Below are 20,090 nucleotides of genomic sequence, written 5' to 3'. Positions count from 1 at the left end.
CCCTACATCCAAGGAACATCATCATGGCGGTTACCCGCACCTTTTCGATCATCAAGCCCGATGCCACGCGCCGCAACCTGACCGGCGCGGTCACCAAGATGCTGGAAGACGCCGGCCTGCGCGTCGTCGCTTCCAAGCGTATCCAGATGACCAAGGAACAGGCCGAAGGCTTCTACGCGGTTCACAAGGAACGCCCCTTCTTCGGTGAACTCGTCGAGTTCATGATCTCCGGCCCGGTCGTCGTGCAGGTCCTCGAAGGCGAAGACGCCGTGAAGCGCAACCGTGACATCATGGGCGCGACCAACCCGGCCGATGCCGACGAAGGCACGATCCGCAAGTGTTTCGCCGAATCGATCGAAGCCAACTCGGTCCACGGTTCGGACAGCGACGAAAACGCGAAGATCGAGATCGACTACTTCTTCAAGCCCGAAGAAATCGTCGGCTAAGGTTTCTTGCGACTCAGCGAGTTCAAAGGGCCCTGCCGCACGGCGCGGCGGGGCCTTTTCTTTTGCGCGCAGCACCATTCAAAGCGTTGCTTCCCAAACATTTGACCGCCTGATTCGGTCTTTCCTTCCGAATATCGTATGATGCCGTAGTCGCATGGGTCGCCATACCGCTGTCTTGTGGGAGAGACGCTATGGGACGTGCTGTCGTAATGCTGGCCGCCGTGGCCTGCTATTTCGCTTTTTTCGCCGCTTTTCTTTACCTCGTCGGATGGGTCGGCGCCTTCGAATTCATGCCCACCAGCGTGGATGACGGGCTGTCCGCTGCGCCATTAACCGCCGCACTGATCGACATCGGCCTGATCGCTCTGTTCGGGGTGCAACACTCGGTGATGGCGCGCCAGGGCTTCAAGCGCGCATGGACCCGGATCATTCCTCCGGCGCTCGAACGCAGTTTCTACCTGCTTGCGACTGTCGCCGTGCTCGCGATCATGTTTGCATACTGGCACCCGATCGAAGGCACCGTCTGGTCGGTCGCGAACGAGACGGCGCGGCTTGCCATCTGGGCGCTGTTCTTCATCGGCTGGGGCATATTGTTCATCTCGACCTGGCTGCTCAATCATTTCGAGCTGTTCGGGCTGCAGCAGGCTTGGCTGCATATGCGGGGGCAGGGAGCAGCGGCGCCGACCATGCGCACGCCGCTGTTCTACAAGGCCGTTCGTCACCCGCTCTATACAGGCTTCTTCATCGCCTTCTGGGCAACACCGGACATGACCTATAGCCACTTGCTCGCGGCGGTAAGTTTCACGATCTATATCGTGATCGGGATCGCTTACGAGGAGCGCGACCTGCTCGATGTTTTCGGTGAGGAATATGCCGAGTACCGCAAGCGGGTCGGCGCTTTCATTCCGGGTATCGGCAAGAAAGCCTAGCGCGCGGCGGCAAACCGTTCGAGCTGGGCGGCGTGAGCGCCATGCGCGCCGCCCTCGCTGCCCTGCATCTCGCGGCGCATCGCGTGGAGCGCGCTATCGGTAAGTTCGAGCCCGAGCGCGTCATAAACCGCAGACATCTCGGCTTCCCAATCTTCGCCCAGCCGATCGAAGTCGATCTCCGCGACTGCGCCCGGAAAACCAGCCAGAGACTGTTCCAGCCGTGCTTGCCGCAAAGCGATCTTGCGCCGCCACTCCTGCTCGATCCAGGGCAGGTCCACGGCATCGGACTGGATGATCATCTGGTTTGCTACGAGTGAGACCGAGCTGCGGTGTGTTTCATCGCTGCAGCGCCGCGAAACCACCAATCGCGCATCGGGAAAACGATCGAGCAGCGACGGCAGGTCCTCGGTAAACTGCGGCACTTTCAGGACGCGCGGCCGCTCGTGATGGGCGTGCTGCCCGGCGTCGGTTCGCAACAAGCGCTCGAACTCGCGATAGACAGGCGCTGCATCGCGCGCTTCGCTGAAGGCGGTGTAGGAGGGGATGTGCCATTGCGCCTCGTAGGCCGAGTGGTCGAGCGCGCTGGCGAGCCAGCCAAGCTCTTCGTCGGCCCGCGCCGCTCCGAAGGGATGGAGCATGTCGATCCATGGGTCGAGCGTGCGTGCAATGAACAGTTTGAAGCTGCCGCGCAGCGGGCGGAAATCGGGCTTTTCCGGCACCGGATGCCAGCTGTCGCAGAAGCGTGTTGCGCTATGCGCGGGATCGGCAGCGAGCAGGCGATGAATGCGGGTGGTCCCGCTGCGCATCTGGCCGAGCACGATGATCGGCGGTGCGATGGGTGTTTCCAGCAGTCCGGGTTGCTTGCGCCACAGAGCGCCAAGCGCATGGCGTTGCGCGATCGCGCGGGTGATGAGCCCATATGCGAAGGCGCGGCCAACCGCGTTGAGCTGCGCTTCGGCATCGATCGCCTTGCACAGTTTCTCGAGCCGCAGCGCGAAATCTTCGCAGTCTTCGACCGAACGGCCAAAGGTGAGATCGGCCTCGGTGAACCCCTTGCTGCCGCGCCGCATCAACTCTGCGGGATCGAGCGGGGGTGGAGGCATCCACCCCTTGTTCCAGCCATTGTCGAGGAAGCGCGCGAGCCGATCGACGATCGGTGCGCGGGCCAGCGGATGAGGACGTTCAGGAGCGCGCGACCACAGCATCGTCAGAATTCCTCGGCTGCAGTCAGCGATTTGGTGAGGCGTTTGGGCGCAACCGCCTGCCAGCTACGTCGCAGCCAGTGTTCGACTTGCTCCCAATCGGTATCGGCGCGGTTGAGCGTGATCCCGACCCAGCCGCTCGCACCGTAATAGGCGGGGCGGAAAAACACGTCCGGATCGCGAGCGATCAGATCGGCGAGTTCGTCCTGACCGCTCGTCTTGGCGAGAAGGGCTATCTGTGGTTCGCCATGATGGCGGTCGCTGAAATAGGCGAAATACTTGCCGCTCTTGCCGCCGGTGCGCCAACCGGGCGCGCCGTGGCTCTCGCGCTCTTCGGCCTCCGGCAGAGCGAGGGCGAGCTTGCGGACGCGTTTCAGCAGCCAGTCGGCGCGGAAAGGTCGCGAAACATAGGATTGCAGGACGCGCCCATAGAGCTGGTGCTCTGCGATAAGCACGCGGCCAGCCAGCGTTGCAGGCGTGTCATTGGGAATCACCGCGACTTCGGCCTGACCGAGGATCTCGCCATCGTCGAGTTCGGGCGTGACGACATGGACCGATGCGCCCGCAACCGTGTCACCCGCCTCCAGCGCGCGCTTATGCGTGTCGAGACCCTTGTACTTGGGCAGGAGGGAGGGGTGGATGTTGAGCATCCTTCCGGCCCAGCGATTGACGAAACCTTCGTCGAGGATGCGCATATAGCCCGCTAGCGCGATATAGTCGGCGCCTGCGTCTTTGGCGGCTTTCTCCATCGCGGCATCGTGCTCGGCGCGCTTCATTCCCTTATGCGATAGCGAGAAGGTCGGCACGCCTTCCGCCTCGGCAATCGCCAGTCCGCCTGCATGCGGTTCGTTGCTGGCGACCAGCACGATCTCGTAAGCGGCACCCGGCTGGCGGCTGGCATAGAGCAGCGCGGCCATATTGCTGCCGCTGCCGGATATGAAGACCGCGACGCGGGCTCTTTGCTGGTCCGGCTGCTGCGCGGCGTCAGGCAAGATGCTGCGCCTCCCAAGCCTCGGTCGCGCTCCAGGTGCCCTGCGAGCCGCTGACCGTGCAGCCACGCTCGCCCGCCTCGATTGCGCCGACCGTGAAGGCCGTTTCGCCCGCCTCACCAAGCCGTGCGAGCACGGCATCGACCTTACCCGGCTCGACTGCCAGCACCATGCCGACACCGCAGTTGAAGGTGCGGGCTATTTCGCCAGGTTCGATCGCGCCTTGCGCCTGCAGGAACGCCATCAGGCGCGGCTGATCCCAGCTATCGGCGTCGACTTTCGCATGTGCACCTTCGGGCAGAATGCGTGGAATGTTCTCGAGCAGTCCGCCGCCGGTGATATGCGCGAGAGCATCGATAAGCCCCTCGCGAATCAGCGGCATCAGGCTCGCGACGTAAATCCGCGTCGGCTCTATCAGTGCGTCGATCAGCAGGCGGTCGGCGTCGAACAACGCCGGGCGGTCGAGCTTCCAGCCCTTGTCTTCCGCCAGGCGGCGCACAAGCGAATAGCCGTTGGAATGGACGCCCGAGGACGCAAGTCCGATCAGGACGTGACCGGGCGCGACCCTCTCTCCGGTCAATTGCTCGCCGCGCTCGACCGCGCCGACGCAAAAGCCGGCGAGATCGTAGTCACCTGCCGCATACATTCCGGGCATTTCCGCGGTTTCTCCGCCAATCAGCGCGCAACCGGCCTGTTTACACCCACCGGCGATGCCCGCGATCACCCGTTCGGCGATCCCGTTCTCAAGCTTTCCGGTGGCGAAGTAGTCGAGGAAGAAAAGCGGCTCTGCTCCCTGAACGATCAGATCGTTGACGCACATTGCGACGAGATCGATTCCGACAGTGTCATGTCGGTCATAATCTATCGCGAGCTTCAGCTTGGTGCCCACGCCGTCATTCGCCGCTACCAGCAGCGGATCGTTGTAACCTGCCGCTTTGGGGTCGAAAAACCCGCCGAAACCGCCAATTTCGCTGTCTGCGCCGGGGCGCGCCGTCGCCTTGACCAACGGGCCGATAGCCTTGACCAGCGCATTTCCCGCTTCGATCGAAACGCCCGCCTGCGCATAGGTATATGGTGAATTCTTGCCACTCATGCCGGTCCTTTAGGCAATAGCGCTTGGAATCGCACGTCGCTTTCGGCAAAAGGCGCGCTGTTTTCCCCGATGCCTGTTTCACAAAACCTCCCGCGCCTGTCGCAACTGCCGCTGGAAAGACCAGCGTTCCGCCTCTTGTGGGTGGTCGCCGGGTTCGTCGCGCTGGCGCTCGGCGTTGCCGCGCTGCTGGCGCAGGTCGCGGGCGATCGAGGCATCGCGCCGGTCGTCTCGAGCAGCGATATCGACGTTGGCGGGATCGAAGTCGACGTAACCGCCGATAGCGCGGAAGAAGCGCGACAGAAGGGCTGGGAAGAGGCACAGCGCAAGGCGTGGGAGAAGCTGGGCGGCCCGGACATCTCCGACGGTCAGCTGAGCGGCCTTGTCTCCGCAGTCGTCATCGAACGCGAACGGATCGGACCCAAGCGCTATATTGCGACGCTCGGCGTGATCTTCGACCGGACGCGCGCAGGCGGCTATCTCGGGCGCGGCGACCAGGCGAGTCGCTCGGCCCCGATGCTGCTTCTGCCGGTCACCATGACCGCCGGTACTTATACCATGTATGAGGTTCGCAACCCGTGGCAGCGCGCCTGGGCAGAGTTCAATCCGGGCACCAGCCGGATCGATTATGTGCGGCCATCGGGCGCAGGCGGCGAATCGCTGCTTCTGACTTATGGCCAGACCGGACGCCGAAGCCGCATCTGGTGGCGCAATGTTCTCGATCAGTTTTCGGCCGCAGACGTGCTCGTGCCGGTGGCAAGGCTCCACTATCAATATCCGGGCGGGCCTGTGACAGGTGATTTTACCGCGCGATATGGCCCTGACAGCCGCTATCTCGCGAGCTTCACCATGGAAGCCGACAACGCGCGCGAGCTGCCTGGAATGCTCGATCAGGCCGTCCGGCGTTTCGACGACATCTACGAAGAAGCACTCGCCAACGGCAAATTGCGGCCCGACCCGACGCTTTCGCTCGGCAGCGGTGACATCGATCCGGCGCTCCAACGCCTGATTGAAATCGGACGCGCGATCCAGCGGCGCGACGCCGGTGCTGCAGAAGGTGATGACGGTGCCGAGACATCGACGAGCGAGACTCCGGATGCCGCTCCGACACAGGCGCCCGTGGTCTCGAACAATTACGTCGTCCAATTCGCAAGCCCCGATGCGGCGGCCATCGATGCGACGCTGGCGGCGGTGCGCGGCACCCCCGGCGTTCGCGGAGCGGTCACCACCAGCCTCGCGATCGGCGGCACTTCGGTGATGAGCGTCACCTTCGGCGGCACACTCGATCAGTTGGCAGACGTGCTGCGCCAGCGCGGCTTCACCGTGCAGCAGGGCTCGAACGCGCTCGCCATTTCACGCTAAGGACGGCGGCGATGTCGCAGATCGCGCTCCCTCTTGACCTCAGGGCCGGTTCCGATCCCGAACGGATCGTCATCGGCAATGCCAATTTGGCTGTGTACGAGGCGCTGTCCGATCCTTCGCGCTGGCCGTTCCACACGGCCGTGCTCACGGGGCCGCCGCGTTCGGGCAAGAGCCTGCTCGGCAAGTGGGCGCAAGGGCAGGGTGTAACCGTGATCGACGGGGCGGACAGTCGGCCCGAGGATACTCTGTTCCATCGCTGGAACGCTGCGCAGGAAAGCGGTGAACCGCTCTTGCTGATCTCTGACGCCCAGCCTTGGGAGATTGCGCTGCCGGATTTGCGATCGCGACTTGGCGGATCGCTCCAGCTGGAAATCGGTACGCCCGATGATGAAATGGTTGCGCAATTGATCGAGAGCCTGGCGCTTCAGCACGGGCTGGCGCTGGGCGAGGGGGCCACCAGCTATCTCGTCCCGCGCGTAGAGCGCAGTTTCGCGGGAATAGAAAAACTTGTCGCGACGATCGACCGTCTCAGCCTTGAACGAAAGGCTCCGCCCACCATGTCGATCTGGAGGGATGCATTGGATCAGGTCCAGGGGCCGGAGCAGGCGCGCTTGCTTTGACGCTCTTTTGGTGGGAGTAATGTGACATGTTCGCGAAGCTGACCAGCTATCTCGACTCCGTGCAGGCGCGCGACCCGGCTCCGCGTTCGCGCTGGGAAATCCTTTTGTATCCAGGCGCCTGGGCGCTGTTCTTCCACCGGATTGCGCACTGGCTGTTCGAGGCGAAGCTCTATTTCCTCGCACGGGTCATCAATCACATTTCTCGTTTTCTGACCGCGATCGACATCCATCCCGGCGCTGAAATCGGGAAGAATTTCTTCATCGACCACGGCTTCACCGTCATTGGCGAAACCGCCGAGATCGGCGACAATGTCACGATCTATCAGTGTGTCACTCTGGGCGGCACCAACCCGACCAGCGGCAAGGGCGGCAAGCGTCATCCCACGATAGAGGACAATGTCATCATCGGTTCCGGCGCGCAGATAATCGGACCCATCACCGTTGGCGAACGGGCCCGTGTGGGTGCCAATGCCGTCGTGATGGAGGATGTGCCCGAAGGCGCGACAATGGTCGGCCTCAAGGCGCGTTCCACGCTGGTTCCGGCTGAAGAGTGGGTGAAGGAGTTCATCCCCTATGGCACGCCTTCCTGCGAAGATGCCGAGGGCAATCGGATCGACTGTATCGAGAAGCTCGAAGGAGAGCTCAAGGGTCTGCGGGCCGAGATCGAAGCGCTCAAATCAGCCCGAGCGGGCCAGAACGATGTCACACCGCGCCGCAGCGGGACAGACGATTGATGTCGAGTAGAATGAACTCGGGCCAGGCAGGCTCGGTTATTGCGTTCCCGGGCCGCCGCCCAAATCAGGTCGGTTTCGTGCGCGAGGAATTGCAGCGCATCCTCGATCTCTATGGCCGCATGGTCGCGGCCGGTGAATGGCGCGATTACGCGATGAACTTCGACAAGGATTGCGCGAGTTTCGCCGCCTTCCGCCGGACAGCCGAGCGTCCCCAGACACGAATTGAAAAGAGGCCCGCTTTGCGCGGCCGCCAGGGCATGTGGACGCTGTTCGGCGAGCACGGACAGGTCTTGAAGCGTGGCCACGAGCTCGCAGGCGTTCTCGCACCGGTCGAACGGCGCCTGGTCAAGGCGATCGACTAGCGGCAACGTGCAATTGAAAAGGGCCCGCGCGTGCTGCGCGAGCCCTTCGTACTCCCGTCCTGGAGAGTATTGTGTCAGCTTGCCTGCAGCGCCATGGTCGTGGGCAGTCGGGTGTGAACGTCGCCGGGTAACCGGTCGACAACCACGCGGCGGATCGGCGACCAGAAGGCTGATAGCGTGAGCAGGGCGGAGCCGATCACGAGCGCCGTCAACGCCACGTTGAGCTCGACCGCGCCAAACCGTTCGAACAGCGAACCGAGCGCGAACAGGACGTAGGCGAGCGCCGAGACCAGCAGCGCACGGCGATCGATCGCCAGCGCGACGAGACCCATTGCGACATAGACCACCAGCACGCCGATGGCGGCGGCAACGCCGATGTTCTGACCCTCGGTTACGCCGAGCCAGTGGAACAGCGGGTGTGCGATCATCGGGGCTGCAAGCAGGTGCAGCCAGAAGGCCACATCGCTGCGGCGCGTCTGCCTTGCGATGTCGCTGATGTCCCACCGCATGGCGAGAGCGAAGATCGCAAGGCCTGCGACAAAGACCAGCGGCATGAATACCACTTCCGGATTGCCGATGGTCGCCGGGCCGATTGCCGTGACGATAAGCGCTATGGCTGTCACGGCAACGGCCGCGGCGCCTGCGGCCACGGTGATGGGCACCATGAACCGCTTCCAGTGGACGTAAGCTGCGACCGCTGTCGCCAGAGCCGAGCCTGAAATCAGCAATCCGGCAAGCGTCTGGTTCGCATCGTTGAAATTGTCGCTACCGATCCCGAGGATGACGAACCCGATCAGTGTCACGAAAACCCCGCCGACGAAGGCGAGGAGCAGCACGATGCTTGGCAGCGCCATGCGGCGTTTGCGGGTGAAATATTCGGCCATGCCCCAGGCAGCCGCTGCGACGAGCAGGCCGGAGAAGGGGGGCGGGCCGTCGATGTTGGGCGTGAACACCTGGCCGATGCCGGCCATCGCGACCAGCAGCAGCACGGCGGCGATGGTCACGAAAATATCGTTGAAGCTATTGATGAGCCGGAAATGCTCTTCGTCGGTGGCGGGAGCCTCCCGGCTCGCGCGGACCGATTGGCGCAGTGCGTCGGCAGCATCGGCACTTATCGCGCCACTGGCGACGGCAGTGCGCAGGTCGTCTTCTGTGTACATGGGCGTAACTCTCCCTGTTGATGAGGGAAAGCTACGCCCAGTGTGTTACTGTGTCAATACAGTGAGGATTTAGCCGCGAGCCGAGGACGGTCCGGTGCCGGTAACCTTCTGCATTGCCTTGAGAATGTTGGCGCTCTGCTCGCTGCCGCTCTGCGGCGCGCTGAGGTTCGAGAACTCGCTGATCTTGTCCCAGTTCGCCGCGAAACCTTCGACCGTGCGATCTTCGTCCTTCAGCCAGACAGCATCGTTCATCACGGTCCATGCGCTGTGGAAGCCGCCTGCACCCGCGCCGACGATGGCATTGGTCGGGGCGTCTTCGCTGACGAGGAAGAGTGCAGCCGGGACCACGTTTACCGGGTCGAACAGCTTGAAGGCTTCTTCCGGGAAGAGGTCTTCGGTCATGCGCGTACCGGCAACCGGCGAGATCGTGTTGACCTTGATGTTGTACTTCGCGCCTTCGAGCTGGAGCGTCTTGGTCAGGCCCGCGAGGCCGAGCTTGGCCGCGCCGTAGTTTGCCTGGCCGAAGTTACCGAACAGGCCGGTCGACGAAGCGGTCATCAGCAGGCGGCCATAGGCCTGCTCGCGCATGGTTTCCCACACCGCCTTCGACACATTGGCCGAACCGTTGAGGTGCACGTCGACGACGAACTCGAAATCTTCCATCGTCATCTTGGCGAAGGTCTTGTCGCGCAGTACGCCGGCATTGTTGATGACGATGTGGACACCGCCCCACTTCTGCTTGGCGTCGGCAACCATCTTTTCCATCTGTTCGAACTCGGTGACAGAGCCGCCGTTCGACATCGCCTCGCCGCCCATGGCCTCGATTTCCTCGACCACCTTGAGCGCCATGTCCGAATGGCCGGTGCCGTCACGCGATCCGCCGAGGTCGTTGACCACGACCTTGGCGCCGCGGCGGGCAAGCTCGAGCGCATACTCGCGGCCGAGGCCCCCGCCTGCGCCGGTTACGATGGCTACCTTATCCTTGAAATCGATGCTCATGAGATCTCTCCAAACTTTCCGTAAGCGTAAATCTGGGCGCTGCGTGGCAAATTATCTTGTGCGTTGCAACAGGCGCTTGTGCGAGTGGCGATGTCGTAGCGGCAAAAACCGTCCCTACAGTGATTCCAAGGCGGGAATCAGGCGATCGAGCGAATCGATTACCGCATCGCCGCCCAATTCATGCGGCGGCGCGTCGCAATAGCCGTAGGCGGCGACGACGACCGGCACTTCCGCGCCCTTTGCCGCCGCGACGTCGTAGGAACTATCTCCGATGAACACGAACCGGCGACCTGCTTCGTGGGCGCCGCATACCTCGCGTGCCTTCAGGACCGGATCGGGCGCGGGCTTGGCGAGGTATTTTCCGTCCGGCCCCTTGCCGAGCGAATTGCCGCCTATGACAGTGTCGAAGGGGCCGAGAAAATCGAGCTGGCCGAGGATCGAGCGCGCGAACTCCTCGAACTTGTTGGTGACGACCGCCAGCCGGACGCCTCGACTGGAAAGCTCTTCCATGACCTCGCGGGCGTGGGGGTACGGCTCGGTGTGAACCGCGTTGTTCTCAGAATAATAGCCGAGCATGGCCTTGTAGAGTTTGCGAAACTCGTCTTCGGGCATGCCGCCTTGCTGATCGACTGCCCGCGCGAGCATGATCTTGGCCCCGCCTCCGATGAGATCCTTGCTGCTGCCCACCGGTACGGGATCGAAGCCGCCCAGTTCGAGCGCATGGTTCACCGCTGCGCCAAGATCGCGATAGGTGTCGAGCAGAGTGCCATCGAGGTCGAAGCCTACGCCGGCGAAAGGAAAATCGGACATGGGGGATCAGGTGGCCGATGGTGCTTCAAACCGCAAGCGTTTGGTGGCATTGCCCCATCAAAGCTGGAGACGACATGACCGATTTTGCCGCCATCATCCTCGCCGCGGGCAAGGGTACACGAATGAAGAGCGATCTGCACAAGGTGCTCCACCCGATTGCCGGGCGCGCGATGCTCGACCATCTGATGGCTTCCGTCGATGAACTCGCCCCCGCGCACAAGGTCGTGGTCGTCGGCGCAGGACGCGAGCAGATCGAGGCGGCGGTCGAGGGCAGGGCGCAGACTTGCCTGCAGGAACCGCAGCTGGGCACCGGCCATGCTGTGCAACAAGCGCAATCGCCGCTCGGCAGCTTCGATGGCGATGTGCTGATCCTCTATGGCGATGTGCCTTTCGTCCGCGCGGCTACCATGCAGGCGATGCTCGATCGTTTGAACGCGGAAGATGCGCCTGCAGCGGTCGTGCTCGGCTTCGAGCCGGAGGATGCGCTGCAATATGGCCGGGTCATCGCGGACGGCGACGGCGCGATCAGCAAGATGGTCGAATTCAAGGACGCGAGCGAGGAAGAGCGCGCCTGCCGCCTGTGCAATTCCGGGCTGATGGCGGCCAGGGCGAAGGACCTTTGGGCGCTGCTCGACCGGGTCGGAAACGACAATGCGCAGGGTGAGTATTACCTGCCGGACATCGTCAATATCGCGATCCAGGACGGTCGGGTCTGCGCTGCCGTCACGACCGACGATCCGAACGAGGTCGCCGGCATCAACTCTCGCGCCGAACTCGCGCAGGCAGAGGCGCAATGGCAGGCCTTCCGCCGCGAAGAGGCCATGGCCGAGGGCGCGACCTTGCGCGCGCCCGAAACCGTGTTCTTCAGCTTCGACACCAAGCTGGGCCGCGACGTGACGATCGACCCGCACGTGGTGTTCGGCCCCGGCGTGACTGTCGATGACGGCGTTCATATCAAGAGCTTCAGCCATCTGGAGGGCGCGACGCTCCACAAGGGCGCGCAGGCCGGCCCCTATGCGCGCCTGCGGCCCGGTGCGGTGATGAAGGAAGGCAGCTTCGTCGGTAACTTCGTCGAGATGAAGAACGCGACGCTCGGTCCGGGAGCCAAGGCGAGCCACCTTACCTATCTGGGCGATGCGACGGTGGGTGCTGGCGCGAATATCGGCGCGGGCACGATTACCTGCAATTACGACGGCTATTTCAAATACAAGACCGAGATCGGTGAGCGCGCCTTCATCGGGTCCAACAGTTCGCTGATCGCGCCGGTAAAGATCGGCAAGGATGCGATCGTCGCCGCAGGTAGCGCGGTGAGCCGCGACGTTGGTGATGGAGATTTGCGCATGGTGCGCGGCGAGCAGATCGTCAAACCCGGCTGGGCCGACCGCTTCCATGACACGATGAAAAGGAAGAAGGCCGCAGAGAAGAAGGGTTGAGCGAAGAAACGCTCCCCTGCTGGCTGTGCGAACGTCCGCTCGGGCGAAAGGTTCAGCGGCATCATCCCGTGCCGAAGGCCAAGAAAGGCCGCGAGACCGTGCCGGTCCACCCGATCTGCCACCGCGCTATCCACGCCAACTTCACCAACGCGCAATTGATGCGGATGGGAGAAGATCGGGCAGCGCTACTAGAGAACGAAGCGCTCGCCAAATTCGTCGAATGGGTGAAAGACAAACCGCCCGACTTCCATGCGCCGACCAGGACACGGCGTTAGGAAGCGGGCGGCTTCTTTAGGGTTCAGGGGTACCTGAAATTACCTAGGCGTCTTCGAGGACCAGCGGACGCTTGCGCATCGGGACGGCCTGCTTGCGCCGTTCACGACGGTCGACCTGCTCGGCCCAGCTTTCGAACTCGCTCTTGCTGAGGAGGTAGCGCCAGCGCGCTTCGTCGAATGAGATCAGCTTGTCGCGGACGGCGCGAACGACCTCTTCCTTGCGGGCCGCAGACCAGTGGATGTCGTGATCCTTGGGCAGGCCGGCACGCTTGATCGCGTCCGATACGGTTTCATGGGGGGCATATGGCATTGTGTGTTCTCCAACAGTTTTTTGGCCCCCCGTTGGCTTCAAAGCTGGGTTCTGAGAGTTAATTTCGACTTACCGTCCATGGTTGAGATCGGGTTAAGCACCCGAACCGTTTTTCATGCGAGACGAGCCGTTTCCTCTCCTAAGTAGTTGCCATGATTAGCTTACGTATCAGCCTGCAGATCCGCTCTGCCCGTCCGAAGTCTCGCCACCGAAGATGCGATTCGGCGGCAACCGGAACAACTTGCAAAAAGGGGCGATCCGCTGCCGGACCGCCCCTTCATGTGAGAATTGCTTGTGTGTCAGTCGCCTGAACTATCGTCCATCAGACGCTGCATCAGGTAGATATACTGCAGCGCCTGCAACTGTGCGCGCTGTTCATTATCAACGCCGCCGGAATGCCCGCCGGTCGTCTCTTCGTAATAGTAATATGGCTGGCCGAGCGCCTTCAGCTTGGCCGCGCCCTTGCGCGCGTGGGCCGGGTGGGTGCGGTCATCGGCGGTGGACGCCCACAGGAACGGGGAGGGGTAATCGACCCCTTCCACGATCTTCTGATAGGGCGAATAGCCTTCGATCCAGGCGCGCTGCTCGGGAATGCGCGGATCGCCATATTCGCCGATCCAGGAAGCGCCGCGACCGATCAAGTGATAGCGCAGCATGTCGAACAGCGGGATCTGGACGATTGCCGCGTTGAACAGGTCCGGGCGCTGCGTGAAAGCCGTGCCAACCAGCAGGCCCCCTTGCGAGCCACCCTGGATACCGAGATGCTCGGGCGAAGTGAAACCACGCGCCACAAGATCGTCGGCAATGGCGATGAAGTCATCCCAGGTCCGCTGCTTGTTTTCGCGGATGGCGCTCTGATGCCAGTTGGGACCGAACTCGCCGCCCCCACGCATGTTGCCAAGGACATAGGCGCCGCCCCTCTCGAGCCACATTTTGCCGGTCGTCGCAAGGTAGGCAGGCAAGCTTGGAACCTGGAAGCCGCCGTAGCCCGTCAACAGCGTCGCGGTGGTGCCATCCATCGCCATGCCTTCCGGCTTGACGATGAAATACGGGATTTTCGTCCCGTCCTTGCTGGTGGCCTCATACTGCTCGACGTCCATGCCAGCTTTCTTGAAGCGGCTGGGCGACTGCTTGATCGCCACGGGCGTGCCACCGTCCGAATAATAGAGCGTGGTCGGATTGAGGAAGTCGGTGACCGTGAACATCAGCTCGTCGGTTTCGTTCGAGGACGTCTGGATGCCGACGGTCGCGTTGTCTGGCAGATCGACGGTGGACTGCTGCCATTCGCCATCCTCGAAGTCGAAGCGGACAACTTTGCCTACGACATTGTCGAGCATATTCACAAACAGCGAGCGTGCCGTGATGGCCCCCCCGCGCCTGGTCTGGCCTTCCTGGGGTGCCCAGACGAGCGTCTTGGCGGCACCGTTCGGATCGGCTTTCCATTCCTCCAGGTCGACCGCAATCAGCGAGTCTGCCGGGAAGGTCTGGCCTTCGACCTCCCAGTCGACATCGGTCGAATAGAGCAGATGGCCGTCGACGATACCGAAGGGCGATGCCTTGAGCGGAATGTCGAGCCGCAGCCACTCGCCGTCCTTTTCGACGTAATATTCGGTCTCGTGGAAGCTCACGCTGCGGAAGGCGGTGCGCGCATGGACGACCGCTTTGCTGTCGCGCAGCAGGCTCGCGCCAGACCAGACGTCGGTCTTTTCGCCGCGGAAGATTTCTTGTGCCTCATCGATCGACTGGCCGCGCTTCCACACGCGTGTGGTGTAGGGGTACTCGCTCTCCGTCATCAGCTCATCGCTGAAGTTACGCGTGACGAGCATGGTGTCCTCGTCGATCCACTGGATGTTACCCTGGGTCTCTTCCAGTTCGAACCCGCCTTCGACGAAACTCTTCGTCTCCATGTCGAACTCGCGCAGGATCGTCGCATCCTTGCCGCCATCGGAAAGCGCGATCATGCAGTAGCGCAAGTCTGGTGGAAGACATGTCGAGCCCTTGTAAACCCACTCGCGGCCCTCTTCGGCGGCAAGCTTGTCCACGTCGAGCACGATTTCCCAATCGGGATTGTCGGTGCGATAGCTTTCGAGCGTGGTGCGACGCACCAGACCGCGCGGATTCTCCTTGTCCTGCCAGAAATTGTAGAGGCCGTCGGGGCGGAAGGAGACATAGGGAATGCGATCCTCGCTATCGAGGATGGCCAGCGCCTCGCTCTTGAGTTGTTCGAAGCGCGGATCCTGTGTCAGCGCGGCGATGGTGCGCTCGTTTTCCGCTTCAACCCAGTCGAGGGCTTCTGGCGAGCGCGCTTCTTCGAGCCAGATATTGGGGTCTTGCTCGGGGCCGGGGACGCCGGTGTCAGTGGCTTCGCCTGCGGAAGCCTGGTGATGATCGGCAGAAGCGGTGGTGGCAGTCATGGCAAGCGCGCCTGCAAGGGCGAGTTTCGATACAAGGTTCAAATGTCCTCTCCGGAGATTGTGCGACCAAAGGCTTCACGCGAAGCCGACTATCATTCGGCTTTAAATGTGTTGGCGCGTTGCGCAAACCAAAAGGGCGGCCCAAACGGACCGCCCTTGTGAAATCTAGACTGATGTCAGGCCTCAGCCTTCGACATGCTCCGCAAGCACGGTCAGGCCGCTGTCGCCAACCTCGGCGAAACCGCCGCGGACTTCGATGCTTTCAGGCTGGGCGCCTTCGGTCTTGTAGACCTGCACTGCACCGTCGCGGATGGTCGACATGAAGGGCGCATGGCCCTCCAGCACGCCGAACTCGCCTTCGGTGCCGGGGACGACCACCATGTGGACATCTTCCGACCGGACCAGCTTCTCCGGCGTGACGAGTTCGAAGTGAAGAGCCATGTCGATTACGCGTCCTCGGCGAGCTTCTTGGCCTTTTCGACCGCCTGGTCGATGCCGCCAACCATGTAGAAGGCTGCTTCGGGAAGGTGATCGTATTCACCGTCGACGACCGCCTTGAACGACTTGATCGTGTCTTCCAGCTGGACGAAAACGCCAGGGATATTGGTGAAGACTTCGGCCACGTGGAACGGCTGCGAGAGGAAGCGCTGGATCTTGCGAGCGCGCGCAACGGTCAGCTTATCTTCTTCCGACAGTTCGTCCATGCCGAGAATGGCGATGATGTCCTGAAGGCTCTTGTACTTCTGCAGCGTTTCCTGAACCTTACGAGCGGTTTCGTAGTGCTCCTGGCCGACGACGCGCGGTTCGAGAACGCGGCTGGTCGAGTCGAGCGGGTCAACCGCCGGATAGATGCCGAGCTCCGAAATGGCGCGCGACAGCGTGGTCGTTGCGTCAAGGTGGGCGAACGAGGTGGCAGGCGCAGGGTCGGTAAGGTCATCGGCGGGAACGTAGATGGCCTGGACCGAGGTAATCGAACCCTTGGTGGTCGAGGTAATGCGTTCCTGCAGGTTACCCATGTCGGTCGACAGGGTCGGCTGATAGCCCACGGCCGAAGGAATACGGCCGAGCAGAGCCGAAACTTCGGAACCCGCCTGGGTGAAGCGGAAGATGTTGTCGACGAAGAACAGGACGTCCTGGCCTTCCTGATCGCGGAAGTATTCCGCCATGGTCAGACCCGAGAGAGCCACGCGAGCACGCGCGCCCGGAGGTTCGTTCATCTGACCGAAGACGAGAGCAACCTTGGAACCTTCCGAGGTGGCGTTGCCTTCGGCGTCCTTGGCGATAACGCCGGCGTCGAGGAACTCGTGGTAGAGGTCGTTACCTTCGCGGGTACGCTCACCAACACCGGCGAACACGGAAACACCGCCGTGGCCCTTCGCAATGTTGTTGATGAGCTCCTGAATGAGAACGGTCTTGCCGACGCCAGCGCCCCCGAACAGGCCGATTTTGCCGCCCTTTGCGTAGGGAGCGAGAAGGTCGATGACCTTGATGCCCGTGACGAGGATCGAGGCTTCGGTCGACTGGTCGATGAACTCGGGCGCTTCCGCGTGGATCGGAGCGGTCTGCTCCGCGCCGATCGGGCCGCGTTCGTCGATCGGCTCGCCGACGACGTTCATGATGCGGCCAAGCGTCTTCGGACCGACCGGAACCGAGATCTGCGCGCCGGTCGAAATCACTTCCTGACCGCGGGTAAGACCGTCGGTACCGTCCATCGCGATGGTGCGAACGGTGTTTTCACCGAGGTGCTGGGCAACCTCGAGAACGAGCGTCTGATCGCCATTCTTGGTTTCGAGCGCCGAGAGAATCGCGGGCAGTTCACCTTCGAACTGCACGTCGACGACAGCGCCAATGACCTGGCTGATAGTGCCGTTGGTGGTCTGATTGAGTACGGGTGCGGTGGCCATTTCTATGTCCTGCCTTGCTCAGAAAATTAGGCGCCAGCGGCGCAAACGGTTTCGGTGTCGGTCAGAACCCACTCGCCGTCACCGGCGGTAAGGGTTGCCGTGTTGCGGAGATACTCGTCGTCGCCGAGGCCGTATTCGCAGATCACGTCTTCGCTGCCCATGCCAGCGCGACGGCAAACGGCGGTGTTAACCGGCTTTGCTTCCGGACACGCAGCGGCATGAAGCGTCGCGAAAAGCTCCTGATCGGGCGCGGGGAGCGATTCGATCGGTTCGGGCGCAACCGTTTCGGCCGGTGCCGGTTCGGGCGCGGGCTCTTCACCGCAAGCTGCCATGAGCACGGTGAACGGAAGGAGGGAGAGGGCGATCTTCTTCATCATTCGCTTTCCAAATTCGCCGACTTTTCGGCCTGGATATTCGCGTCGAGCGCATCGGGGGCTTGCTCGACATTGGCATTGGGCTGGTCGGCCGCCTGCATTTCTTCGGGCGTTGCAACAGGAGCAAGCTGCTCCATTTCCGTCGCCTGGCTCTCGTCGACGCCATCGGTCGGCTCGTTGCAGGCCGAGAGGGTCAGCAGGCCGAGAGCGATCATCGCTGCGCGCATCACAATGCCTCCGCGCCCGCGATGATTTCGATCAGTTCGGTCGTGATCGCGGCCTGGCGGCTGCGGTTGTACTGGATCGTGAGCTTGTTGATGAGATCGCCCGCATTGCGCGTCGCGTTGTCCATCGCGGTCATCGAAGCGCCCTGTTCGGAAGCTTCACGTTCGAGGAGCGCGCCGAACAGCTGCGTCTTGACGTAGCGGGGGAGCAGTTCCTCGAGGATTTCCTCTTCGCCCGGCTCGTACTCTACCACGGCGTCACTGCTTGCGGCCTCTTCAGGTGCAGGCACCGGAATGAGCTGCACCGTGGTCGGATCCTGGACCAGCGCGCTCTGGAAGGTCGGATAGACCAGATGCGCGACGTCGAACTTGCCGTCTTCGAACATCTCGATCAGCTCGTTCGCAACCGCGTCTGCCTCTTCGAAGCCGGGCGTGCGAACGTCCGAGGTGTCGAAGTGCTTGGCAATGCTGTTGGCATAATCGCGCTTGATCGGCGCACGGCCTTTCTTGCCGACGAGATAGAACTCGACCGACTTGCCATCGGCAATCAGCTGGCGCGCCTGCTTCTTGGCCTCTTTCACGATGTTCGCGTTGAGGCCGCCGCACAGGCCCTTGTCGGTGTTGACGACGACCAGCAGGTGACGCTGATCGCTGCCGTTCCCGGCGAGCAGCTTGGGCGCGGAATCGCTCTTGCCGACTTTCGATGCGATCGAGGCCATGACCGAAGCGAGCCGGTCTGCGTACGGGCGTGCCGCTTCGGCAGCCGCCTGCGCACGGCGCAGCTTGGCGGCTGCGACCATCTGCTTGGCCTTGGTGATCTTCTGGGTCGACTTGACCGAGTTGATCCGGCCCTTGAGTTCCTTGAGGCTAGCCATGTCGGCTCCCTATTCGTGTCTCTTCGGGCTTACGCGAACTGCTTGGCAAAGGCTTCGAGGGCCTTGACCGTGCGGTCCTTGACGTCGTCTTCGAACTTGCCGGTTTCGCGGATTTCCTTGAGGACATCGCCGTGCTCGGCACGCATGAAGGCGAGCATCTGCTCTTCGTATTCGGTCACGCGGTCCACCGGAACGCTGTCGATGTAGCCGTTGGTGCCGGCAAAGATCGACACGGTCTGCTCTTCGAACGGCATCGGCGAGAACTGCGGCTGCTTGAGCAGCTCGGTCAGGCGAGCACCGCGGTTGAGCAGCTTCTGCGTCGCGGCGTCGAGGTCCGAGCCGAACTGCGCGAAGGCAGCCATTTCTCGATACTGTGCGAGGTCGAGCTTCATCGAGCCGGCGACCTTCTTCATCGCCTTGGTCTGGGCGGCACCGCCCACACGCGAAACCGAAAGACCCACGTTAATCGCCGGACGGATGCCCTGGAAGAAGAGGTCGGTTTCGAGGAAGATCTGGCCGTCGGTGATCGAGATCACGTTGGTCGGAATATAGGCCGACACGTCACCCGCCTGCGTTTCGATGATCGGCAGCGCGGTGAGCGAGCCGTGGCCGTTTGCGGCATTCATCTTCGCCGCACGCTCGAGCAGGCGGCTGTGCAGGTAGAAAACGTCACCCGGATAGGCTTCGCGGCCCGGAGGACGACGCAGCAGGAGCGACATCTGACGATAGGCGACGGCCTGCTTGGAAAGGTCGTCGTAAACGATCACGGCGTGCATGCCGTTATCGCGGAAGAACTCGCCCATGGTGCAGCCGGTGTAGGGCGCGAGATACTGCAGCGGAGCGGGTTCAGAAGCGGTCGCGGCGATAACGATGGAATATTCCATCGCGCCGTTTTCCTCGAGCTGCTTCACGATCTGCGCCACGGTCGAACGCTTCTGGCCGACGGCGACATAGATGCAGTAGAGCTTCTTGCCTTCGTCGTCGCTTTCGTTGACGGTCTTTTGGTTGATGAAGGTGTCGATCGCGACAGCAGTTTTACCCGTCTGACGGTCACCGATGATAAGTTCGCGCTGGCCGCGGCCGACGGGCACGAGAGCGTCGATGGCCTTGAGGCCCGACTGCACGGGCTCCGAAACCGATTCACGCGGGATGATGCCCGGTGCCTTCACTTCGACGCGCTTGCGTTCGGTCGATTCGATCGGGCCCTTGCCGTCGATCGGGTTGCCGAGAGCGTCGACCACGCGGCCGAGCAGGCCCTTGCCGACGGGAACGTCCACAATGGTGCCGGTCCGCTTGACGCTGTCGCCTTCCTTGATCTCGGCGTCCGAGCCGAAGATCACGACGCCGACGTTGTCGGCTTCGAGGTTGAGGGCCATGCCCTGAACGCCATTGGCGAACTCGACCATCTCGCCAGCCTGGACCTTGTCGAGGCCGTGGATGCGGGCGATGCCGTCACCCACCGAGAGAACGGAGCCAACTTCGCTGACTTCGGCTTCGGTGCCGAAATTGGCGATCTGATCCTTGATGACCTTGGAGATTTCTGCGGCGCGGATTTCCATCATTTAGCCTTTCATCGAG

22 protein-coding genes are annotated in these 20,090 nt (G+C 62.3%); 8 read left to right on the top strand and 14 right to left on the bottom strand.

Features of this window, described 5'->3' with window-relative positions; all coding sequences use genetic code 11:
- Positions 1-23: 23 nt before the first annotated feature.
- Both ndk and mddA read left to right on the top strand, forming a co-directional pair.
- A complete protein-coding gene (ndk, locus tag CCE89_RS01600; protein ID WP_086436288.1) occupies positions 24-446 on the top strand; it encodes a nucleoside-diphosphate kinase in 423 nt (140 codons plus the stop codon).
- A 191-nt stretch (positions 447-637) separates the two neighbouring features.
- Positions 638-1,375 carry a methanethiol S-methyltransferase gene (mddA, locus tag CCE89_RS01595; protein WP_234989883.1) on the top strand — a complete coding sequence of 246 codons (738 nt, stop codon included), beginning with the start codon at positions 638-640 and terminating at the stop codon, positions 1,373-1,375.
- On the opposite strand, the gene CCE89_RS01590 is transcribed toward mddA, so the two are convergent.
- The 3 genes from CCE89_RS01590 to purM are packed head-to-tail and all read right to left on the bottom strand — an operon-like array spanning position 1,372 to position 4,659.
- Complete coding sequence (locus tag CCE89_RS01590) at positions 1,372-2,580, bottom strand: sulfotransferase family protein (RefSeq protein ID WP_086436286.1); 1,209 nt, start codon at positions 2,578-2,580, stop codon at positions 1,372-1,374. The two genes, mddA and CCE89_RS01590, sit on opposite strands and share 4 nt — an antisense overlap.
- A gap of 2 nt (positions 2,581-2,582) precedes the next feature.
- Positions 2,583-3,569 carry a phosphoribosylglycinamide formyltransferase gene (gene purN / locus CCE89_RS01585; RefSeq protein ID WP_268762203.1) on the bottom strand — a complete coding sequence of 329 codons (987 nt, stop codon included), beginning with the start codon at positions 3,567-3,569 and terminating at the stop codon, positions 2,583-2,585.
- Positions 3,562-4,659: a phosphoribosylformylglycinamidine cyclo-ligase gene (gene purM, locus CCE89_RS01580; RefSeq protein WP_086436285.1), complete on the bottom strand. Its 1,098-nt coding sequence runs from the start codon at positions 4,657-4,659 to the stop codon at positions 3,562-3,564. Before purM ends, purN begins: the two co-directional genes overlap by 8 nt.
- 69 nt (positions 4,660-4,728) lie before the next feature.
- Between purM and CCE89_RS01575 the strand changes: the two genes are divergently transcribed.
- From CCE89_RS01575 to CCE89_RS01560, 4 genes are read left to right on the top strand one after another with little or no spacing between them, the layout of a single operon-like run.
- Complete coding sequence (locus CCE89_RS01575; RefSeq protein WP_234989882.1) at positions 4,729-6,018, top strand: heavy-metal-associated domain-containing protein; 1,290 nt, start codon at positions 4,729-4,731, stop codon at positions 6,016-6,018.
- A gap of 11 nt (positions 6,019-6,029) precedes the next feature.
- Entirely contained in the window at positions 6,030-6,638 is a 609-nt protein-coding gene (locus CCE89_RS01570) for a P-loop NTPase family protein (protein WP_086436284.1), read from the top strand.
- 26 nt (positions 6,639-6,664) lie between these two features.
- Positions 6,665-7,372, top strand: a complete 708-nt coding sequence (gene epsC, locus CCE89_RS01565; RefSeq protein ID WP_086436283.1) for a serine O-acetyltransferase EpsC — start codon at positions 6,665-6,667, stop codon at positions 7,370-7,372.
- The gene (locus CCE89_RS01560; RefSeq protein WP_234989881.1) at positions 7,372-7,734 is read left to right on the top strand and encodes a DUF2794 domain-containing protein; all 363 of its coding nucleotides are present in this window, start codon (positions 7,372-7,374) and stop codon (positions 7,732-7,734) included. Before epsC ends, CCE89_RS01560 begins: the two co-directional genes overlap by 1 nt.
- 74 nt (positions 7,735-7,808) lie before the next feature.
- Here the strand turns inward: CCE89_RS01560 and CCE89_RS01555 are convergent, their stop codons facing one another.
- From CCE89_RS01555 to CCE89_RS01545, 3 genes are all read right to left on the bottom strand, one after another.
- Positions 7,809-8,894 carry a hypothetical protein gene (locus CCE89_RS01555; RefSeq protein WP_086436281.1) on the bottom strand — a complete coding sequence of 362 codons (1,086 nt, stop codon included), beginning with the start codon at positions 8,892-8,894 and terminating at the stop codon, positions 7,809-7,811.
- A gap of 69 nt (positions 8,895-8,963) precedes the next feature.
- A complete protein-coding gene (locus CCE89_RS01550) occupies positions 8,964-9,893 on the bottom strand; it encodes an SDR family NAD(P)-dependent oxidoreductase (RefSeq protein ID WP_086436280.1) in 930 nt (309 codons plus the stop codon).
- A gap of 114 nt (positions 9,894-10,007) precedes the next feature.
- Entirely contained in the window at positions 10,008-10,703 is a 696-nt protein-coding gene (locus tag CCE89_RS01545; RefSeq protein WP_086436279.1) for an HAD hydrolase-like protein, read from the bottom strand.
- 74 nt (positions 10,704-10,777) lie between these two features.
- Between CCE89_RS01545 and glmU the strand changes: the two genes are divergently transcribed.
- Positions 10,778-12,136 carry a bifunctional UDP-N-acetylglucosamine diphosphorylase/glucosamine-1-phosphate N-acetyltransferase GlmU gene (gene glmU, locus CCE89_RS01540; protein WP_086436278.1) on the top strand — a complete coding sequence of 453 codons (1,359 nt, stop codon included), beginning with the start codon at positions 10,778-10,780 and terminating at the stop codon, positions 12,134-12,136.
- Positions 12,133-12,411, top strand: a complete 279-nt coding sequence (locus CCE89_RS01535) for an HNH endonuclease (protein WP_086436277.1) — start codon at positions 12,133-12,135, stop codon at positions 12,409-12,411. Before glmU ends, CCE89_RS01535 begins: the two co-directional genes overlap by 4 nt.
- A 43-nt stretch (positions 12,412-12,454) precedes the next feature.
- On the opposite strand, the gene CCE89_RS01530 is transcribed toward CCE89_RS01535, so the two are convergent.
- From CCE89_RS01530 to atpA, 8 genes are all read right to left on the bottom strand, one after another.
- A complete protein-coding gene (locus CCE89_RS01530; protein WP_086436276.1) occupies positions 12,455-12,721 on the bottom strand; it encodes a DUF1153 domain-containing protein in 267 nt (88 codons plus the stop codon).
- Positions 12,722-13,020: 299 nt separating this feature from the next.
- Complete coding sequence (locus CCE89_RS01525) at positions 13,021-15,135, bottom strand: prolyl oligopeptidase family serine peptidase (RefSeq protein ID WP_086436939.1); 2,115 nt, start codon at positions 15,133-15,135, stop codon at positions 13,021-13,023.
- A gap of 183 nt (positions 15,136-15,318) precedes the next feature.
- Positions 15,319-15,576: an ATP synthase F1 subunit epsilon gene (locus CCE89_RS01520; RefSeq protein ID WP_086436275.1), complete on the bottom strand. Its 258-nt coding sequence runs from the start codon at positions 15,574-15,576 to the stop codon at positions 15,319-15,321.
- A gap of 5 nt (positions 15,577-15,581) precedes the next feature.
- Positions 15,582-17,039, bottom strand: coding sequence for a F0F1 ATP synthase subunit beta (gene atpD, locus CCE89_RS01515; protein ID WP_086436274.1), 1,458 nt, complete (start codon positions 17,037-17,039; stop codon positions 15,582-15,584).
- Between the two features lie 26 nt (positions 17,040-17,065).
- On the bottom strand, positions 17,066-17,413 hold the full coding sequence (locus tag CCE89_RS01510) for a hypothetical protein (RefSeq protein WP_234989880.1): 348 nt from the start codon (positions 17,411-17,413) through the stop codon (positions 17,066-17,068).
- On the bottom strand, positions 17,413-17,640 hold the full coding sequence (locus CCE89_RS01505; protein WP_086436272.1) for a hypothetical protein: 228 nt from the start codon (positions 17,638-17,640) through the stop codon (positions 17,413-17,415). The genes CCE89_RS01510 and CCE89_RS01505 overlap by 1 nt, the downstream gene beginning before the upstream one ends.
- Positions 17,640-18,512 carry a F0F1 ATP synthase subunit gamma gene (locus CCE89_RS01500; protein ID WP_086436271.1) on the bottom strand — a complete coding sequence of 291 codons (873 nt, stop codon included), beginning with the start codon at positions 18,510-18,512 and terminating at the stop codon, positions 17,640-17,642. The genes CCE89_RS01505 and CCE89_RS01500 overlap by 1 nt, the downstream gene beginning before the upstream one ends.
- A gap of 29 nt (positions 18,513-18,541) precedes the next feature.
- A complete protein-coding gene (atpA, locus tag CCE89_RS01495; protein ID WP_086436938.1) occupies positions 18,542-20,071 on the bottom strand; it encodes a F0F1 ATP synthase subunit alpha in 1,530 nt (509 codons plus the stop codon).
- Positions 20,072-20,090: the final 19 nt, after the last annotated feature.

The organism is Altererythrobacter xiamenensis, assembly GCF_900177715.1.
GTDB lineage: Bacteria > Pseudomonadota > Alphaproteobacteria > Sphingomonadales > Sphingomonadaceae > Erythrobacter > Erythrobacter xiamenensis.
The sequence above is the reverse complement of the archived record's forward strand: the minus strand, read 5'-3'. Positions and strand labels throughout refer to the sequence as shown.

Excerpts from the sequence above, each read along its gene's own strand:
- ndk (WP_086436288.1), top strand. The coding sequence starts at position 24 with ATGGCGGTTACCCGCACCTTTTCGATCATCAAGCCCGATGCCACGCGC.
- mddA (WP_234989883.1), top strand. The coding sequence starts at position 638 with ATGGGACGTGCTGTCGTAATGCTGGCCGCCGTGGCCTGCTATTTCGCT.
- CCE89_RS01590 (WP_086436286.1), bottom strand. The coding sequence starts at position 2,580 with ATGCTGTGGTCGCGCGCTCCTGAACGTCCTCATCCGCTGGCCCGCGCA.
- purM (WP_086436285.1), bottom strand. The coding sequence starts at position 4,659 with ATGAGTGGCAAGAATTCACCATATACCTATGCGCAGGCGGGCGTTTCG.
- CCE89_RS01575 (WP_234989882.1), top strand. The coding sequence starts at position 4,729 with ATGCCTGTTTCACAAAACCTCCCGCGCCTGTCGCAACTGCCGCTGGAA.
- CCE89_RS01570 (WP_086436284.1), top strand. The coding sequence starts at position 6,030 with ATGTCGCAGATCGCGCTCCCTCTTGACCTCAGGGCCGGTTCCGATCCC.
- epsC (WP_086436283.1), top strand. The coding sequence starts at position 6,665 with ATGTTCGCGAAGCTGACCAGCTATCTCGACTCCGTGCAGGCGCGCGAC.
- CCE89_RS01560 (WP_234989881.1), top strand. The coding sequence starts at position 7,372 with ATGTCGAGTAGAATGAACTCGGGCCAGGCAGGCTCGGTTATTGCGTTC.
- CCE89_RS01555 (WP_086436281.1), bottom strand. The coding sequence starts at position 8,894 with ATGTACACAGAAGACGACCTGCGCACTGCCGTCGCCAGTGGCGCGATA.
- CCE89_RS01550 (WP_086436280.1), bottom strand. The coding sequence starts at position 9,893 with ATGAGCATCGATTTCAAGGATAAGGTAGCCATCGTAACCGGCGCAGGC.
- CCE89_RS01545 (WP_086436279.1), bottom strand. The coding sequence starts at position 10,703 with ATGTCCGATTTTCCTTTCGCCGGCGTAGGCTTCGACCTCGATGGCACT.
- glmU (WP_086436278.1), top strand. The coding sequence starts at position 10,778 with ATGACCGATTTTGCCGCCATCATCCTCGCCGCGGGCAAGGGTACACGA.
- CCE89_RS01530 (WP_086436276.1), bottom strand. The coding sequence starts at position 12,721 with ATGCCATATGCCCCCCATGAAACCGTATCGGACGCGATCAAGCGTGCC.
- CCE89_RS01525 (WP_086436939.1), bottom strand. The coding sequence starts at position 15,135 with ATGACTGCCACCACCGCTTCTGCCGATCATCACCAGGCTTCCGCAGGC.
- CCE89_RS01520 (WP_086436275.1), bottom strand. The coding sequence starts at position 15,576 with ATGGCTCTTCACTTCGAACTCGTCACGCCGGAGAAGCTGGTCCGGTCG.
- atpD (WP_086436274.1), bottom strand. The coding sequence starts at position 17,039 with ATGGCCACCGCACCCGTACTCAATCAGACCACCAACGGCACTATCAGC.
- CCE89_RS01510 (WP_234989880.1), bottom strand. The coding sequence starts at position 17,413 with ATGAAGAAGATCGCCCTCTCCCTCCTTCCGTTCACCGTGCTCATGGCA.
- CCE89_RS01505 (WP_086436272.1), bottom strand. The coding sequence starts at position 17,640 with ATGCGCGCAGCGATGATCGCTCTCGGCCTGCTGACCCTCTCGGCCTGC.
- CCE89_RS01500 (WP_086436271.1), bottom strand. The coding sequence starts at position 18,512 with ATGGCTAGCCTCAAGGAACTCAAGGGCCGGATCAACTCGGTCAAGTCG.
- atpA (WP_086436938.1), bottom strand. The coding sequence starts at position 20,071 with ATGGAAATCCGCGCCGCAGAAATCTCCAAGGTCATCAAGGATCAGATC.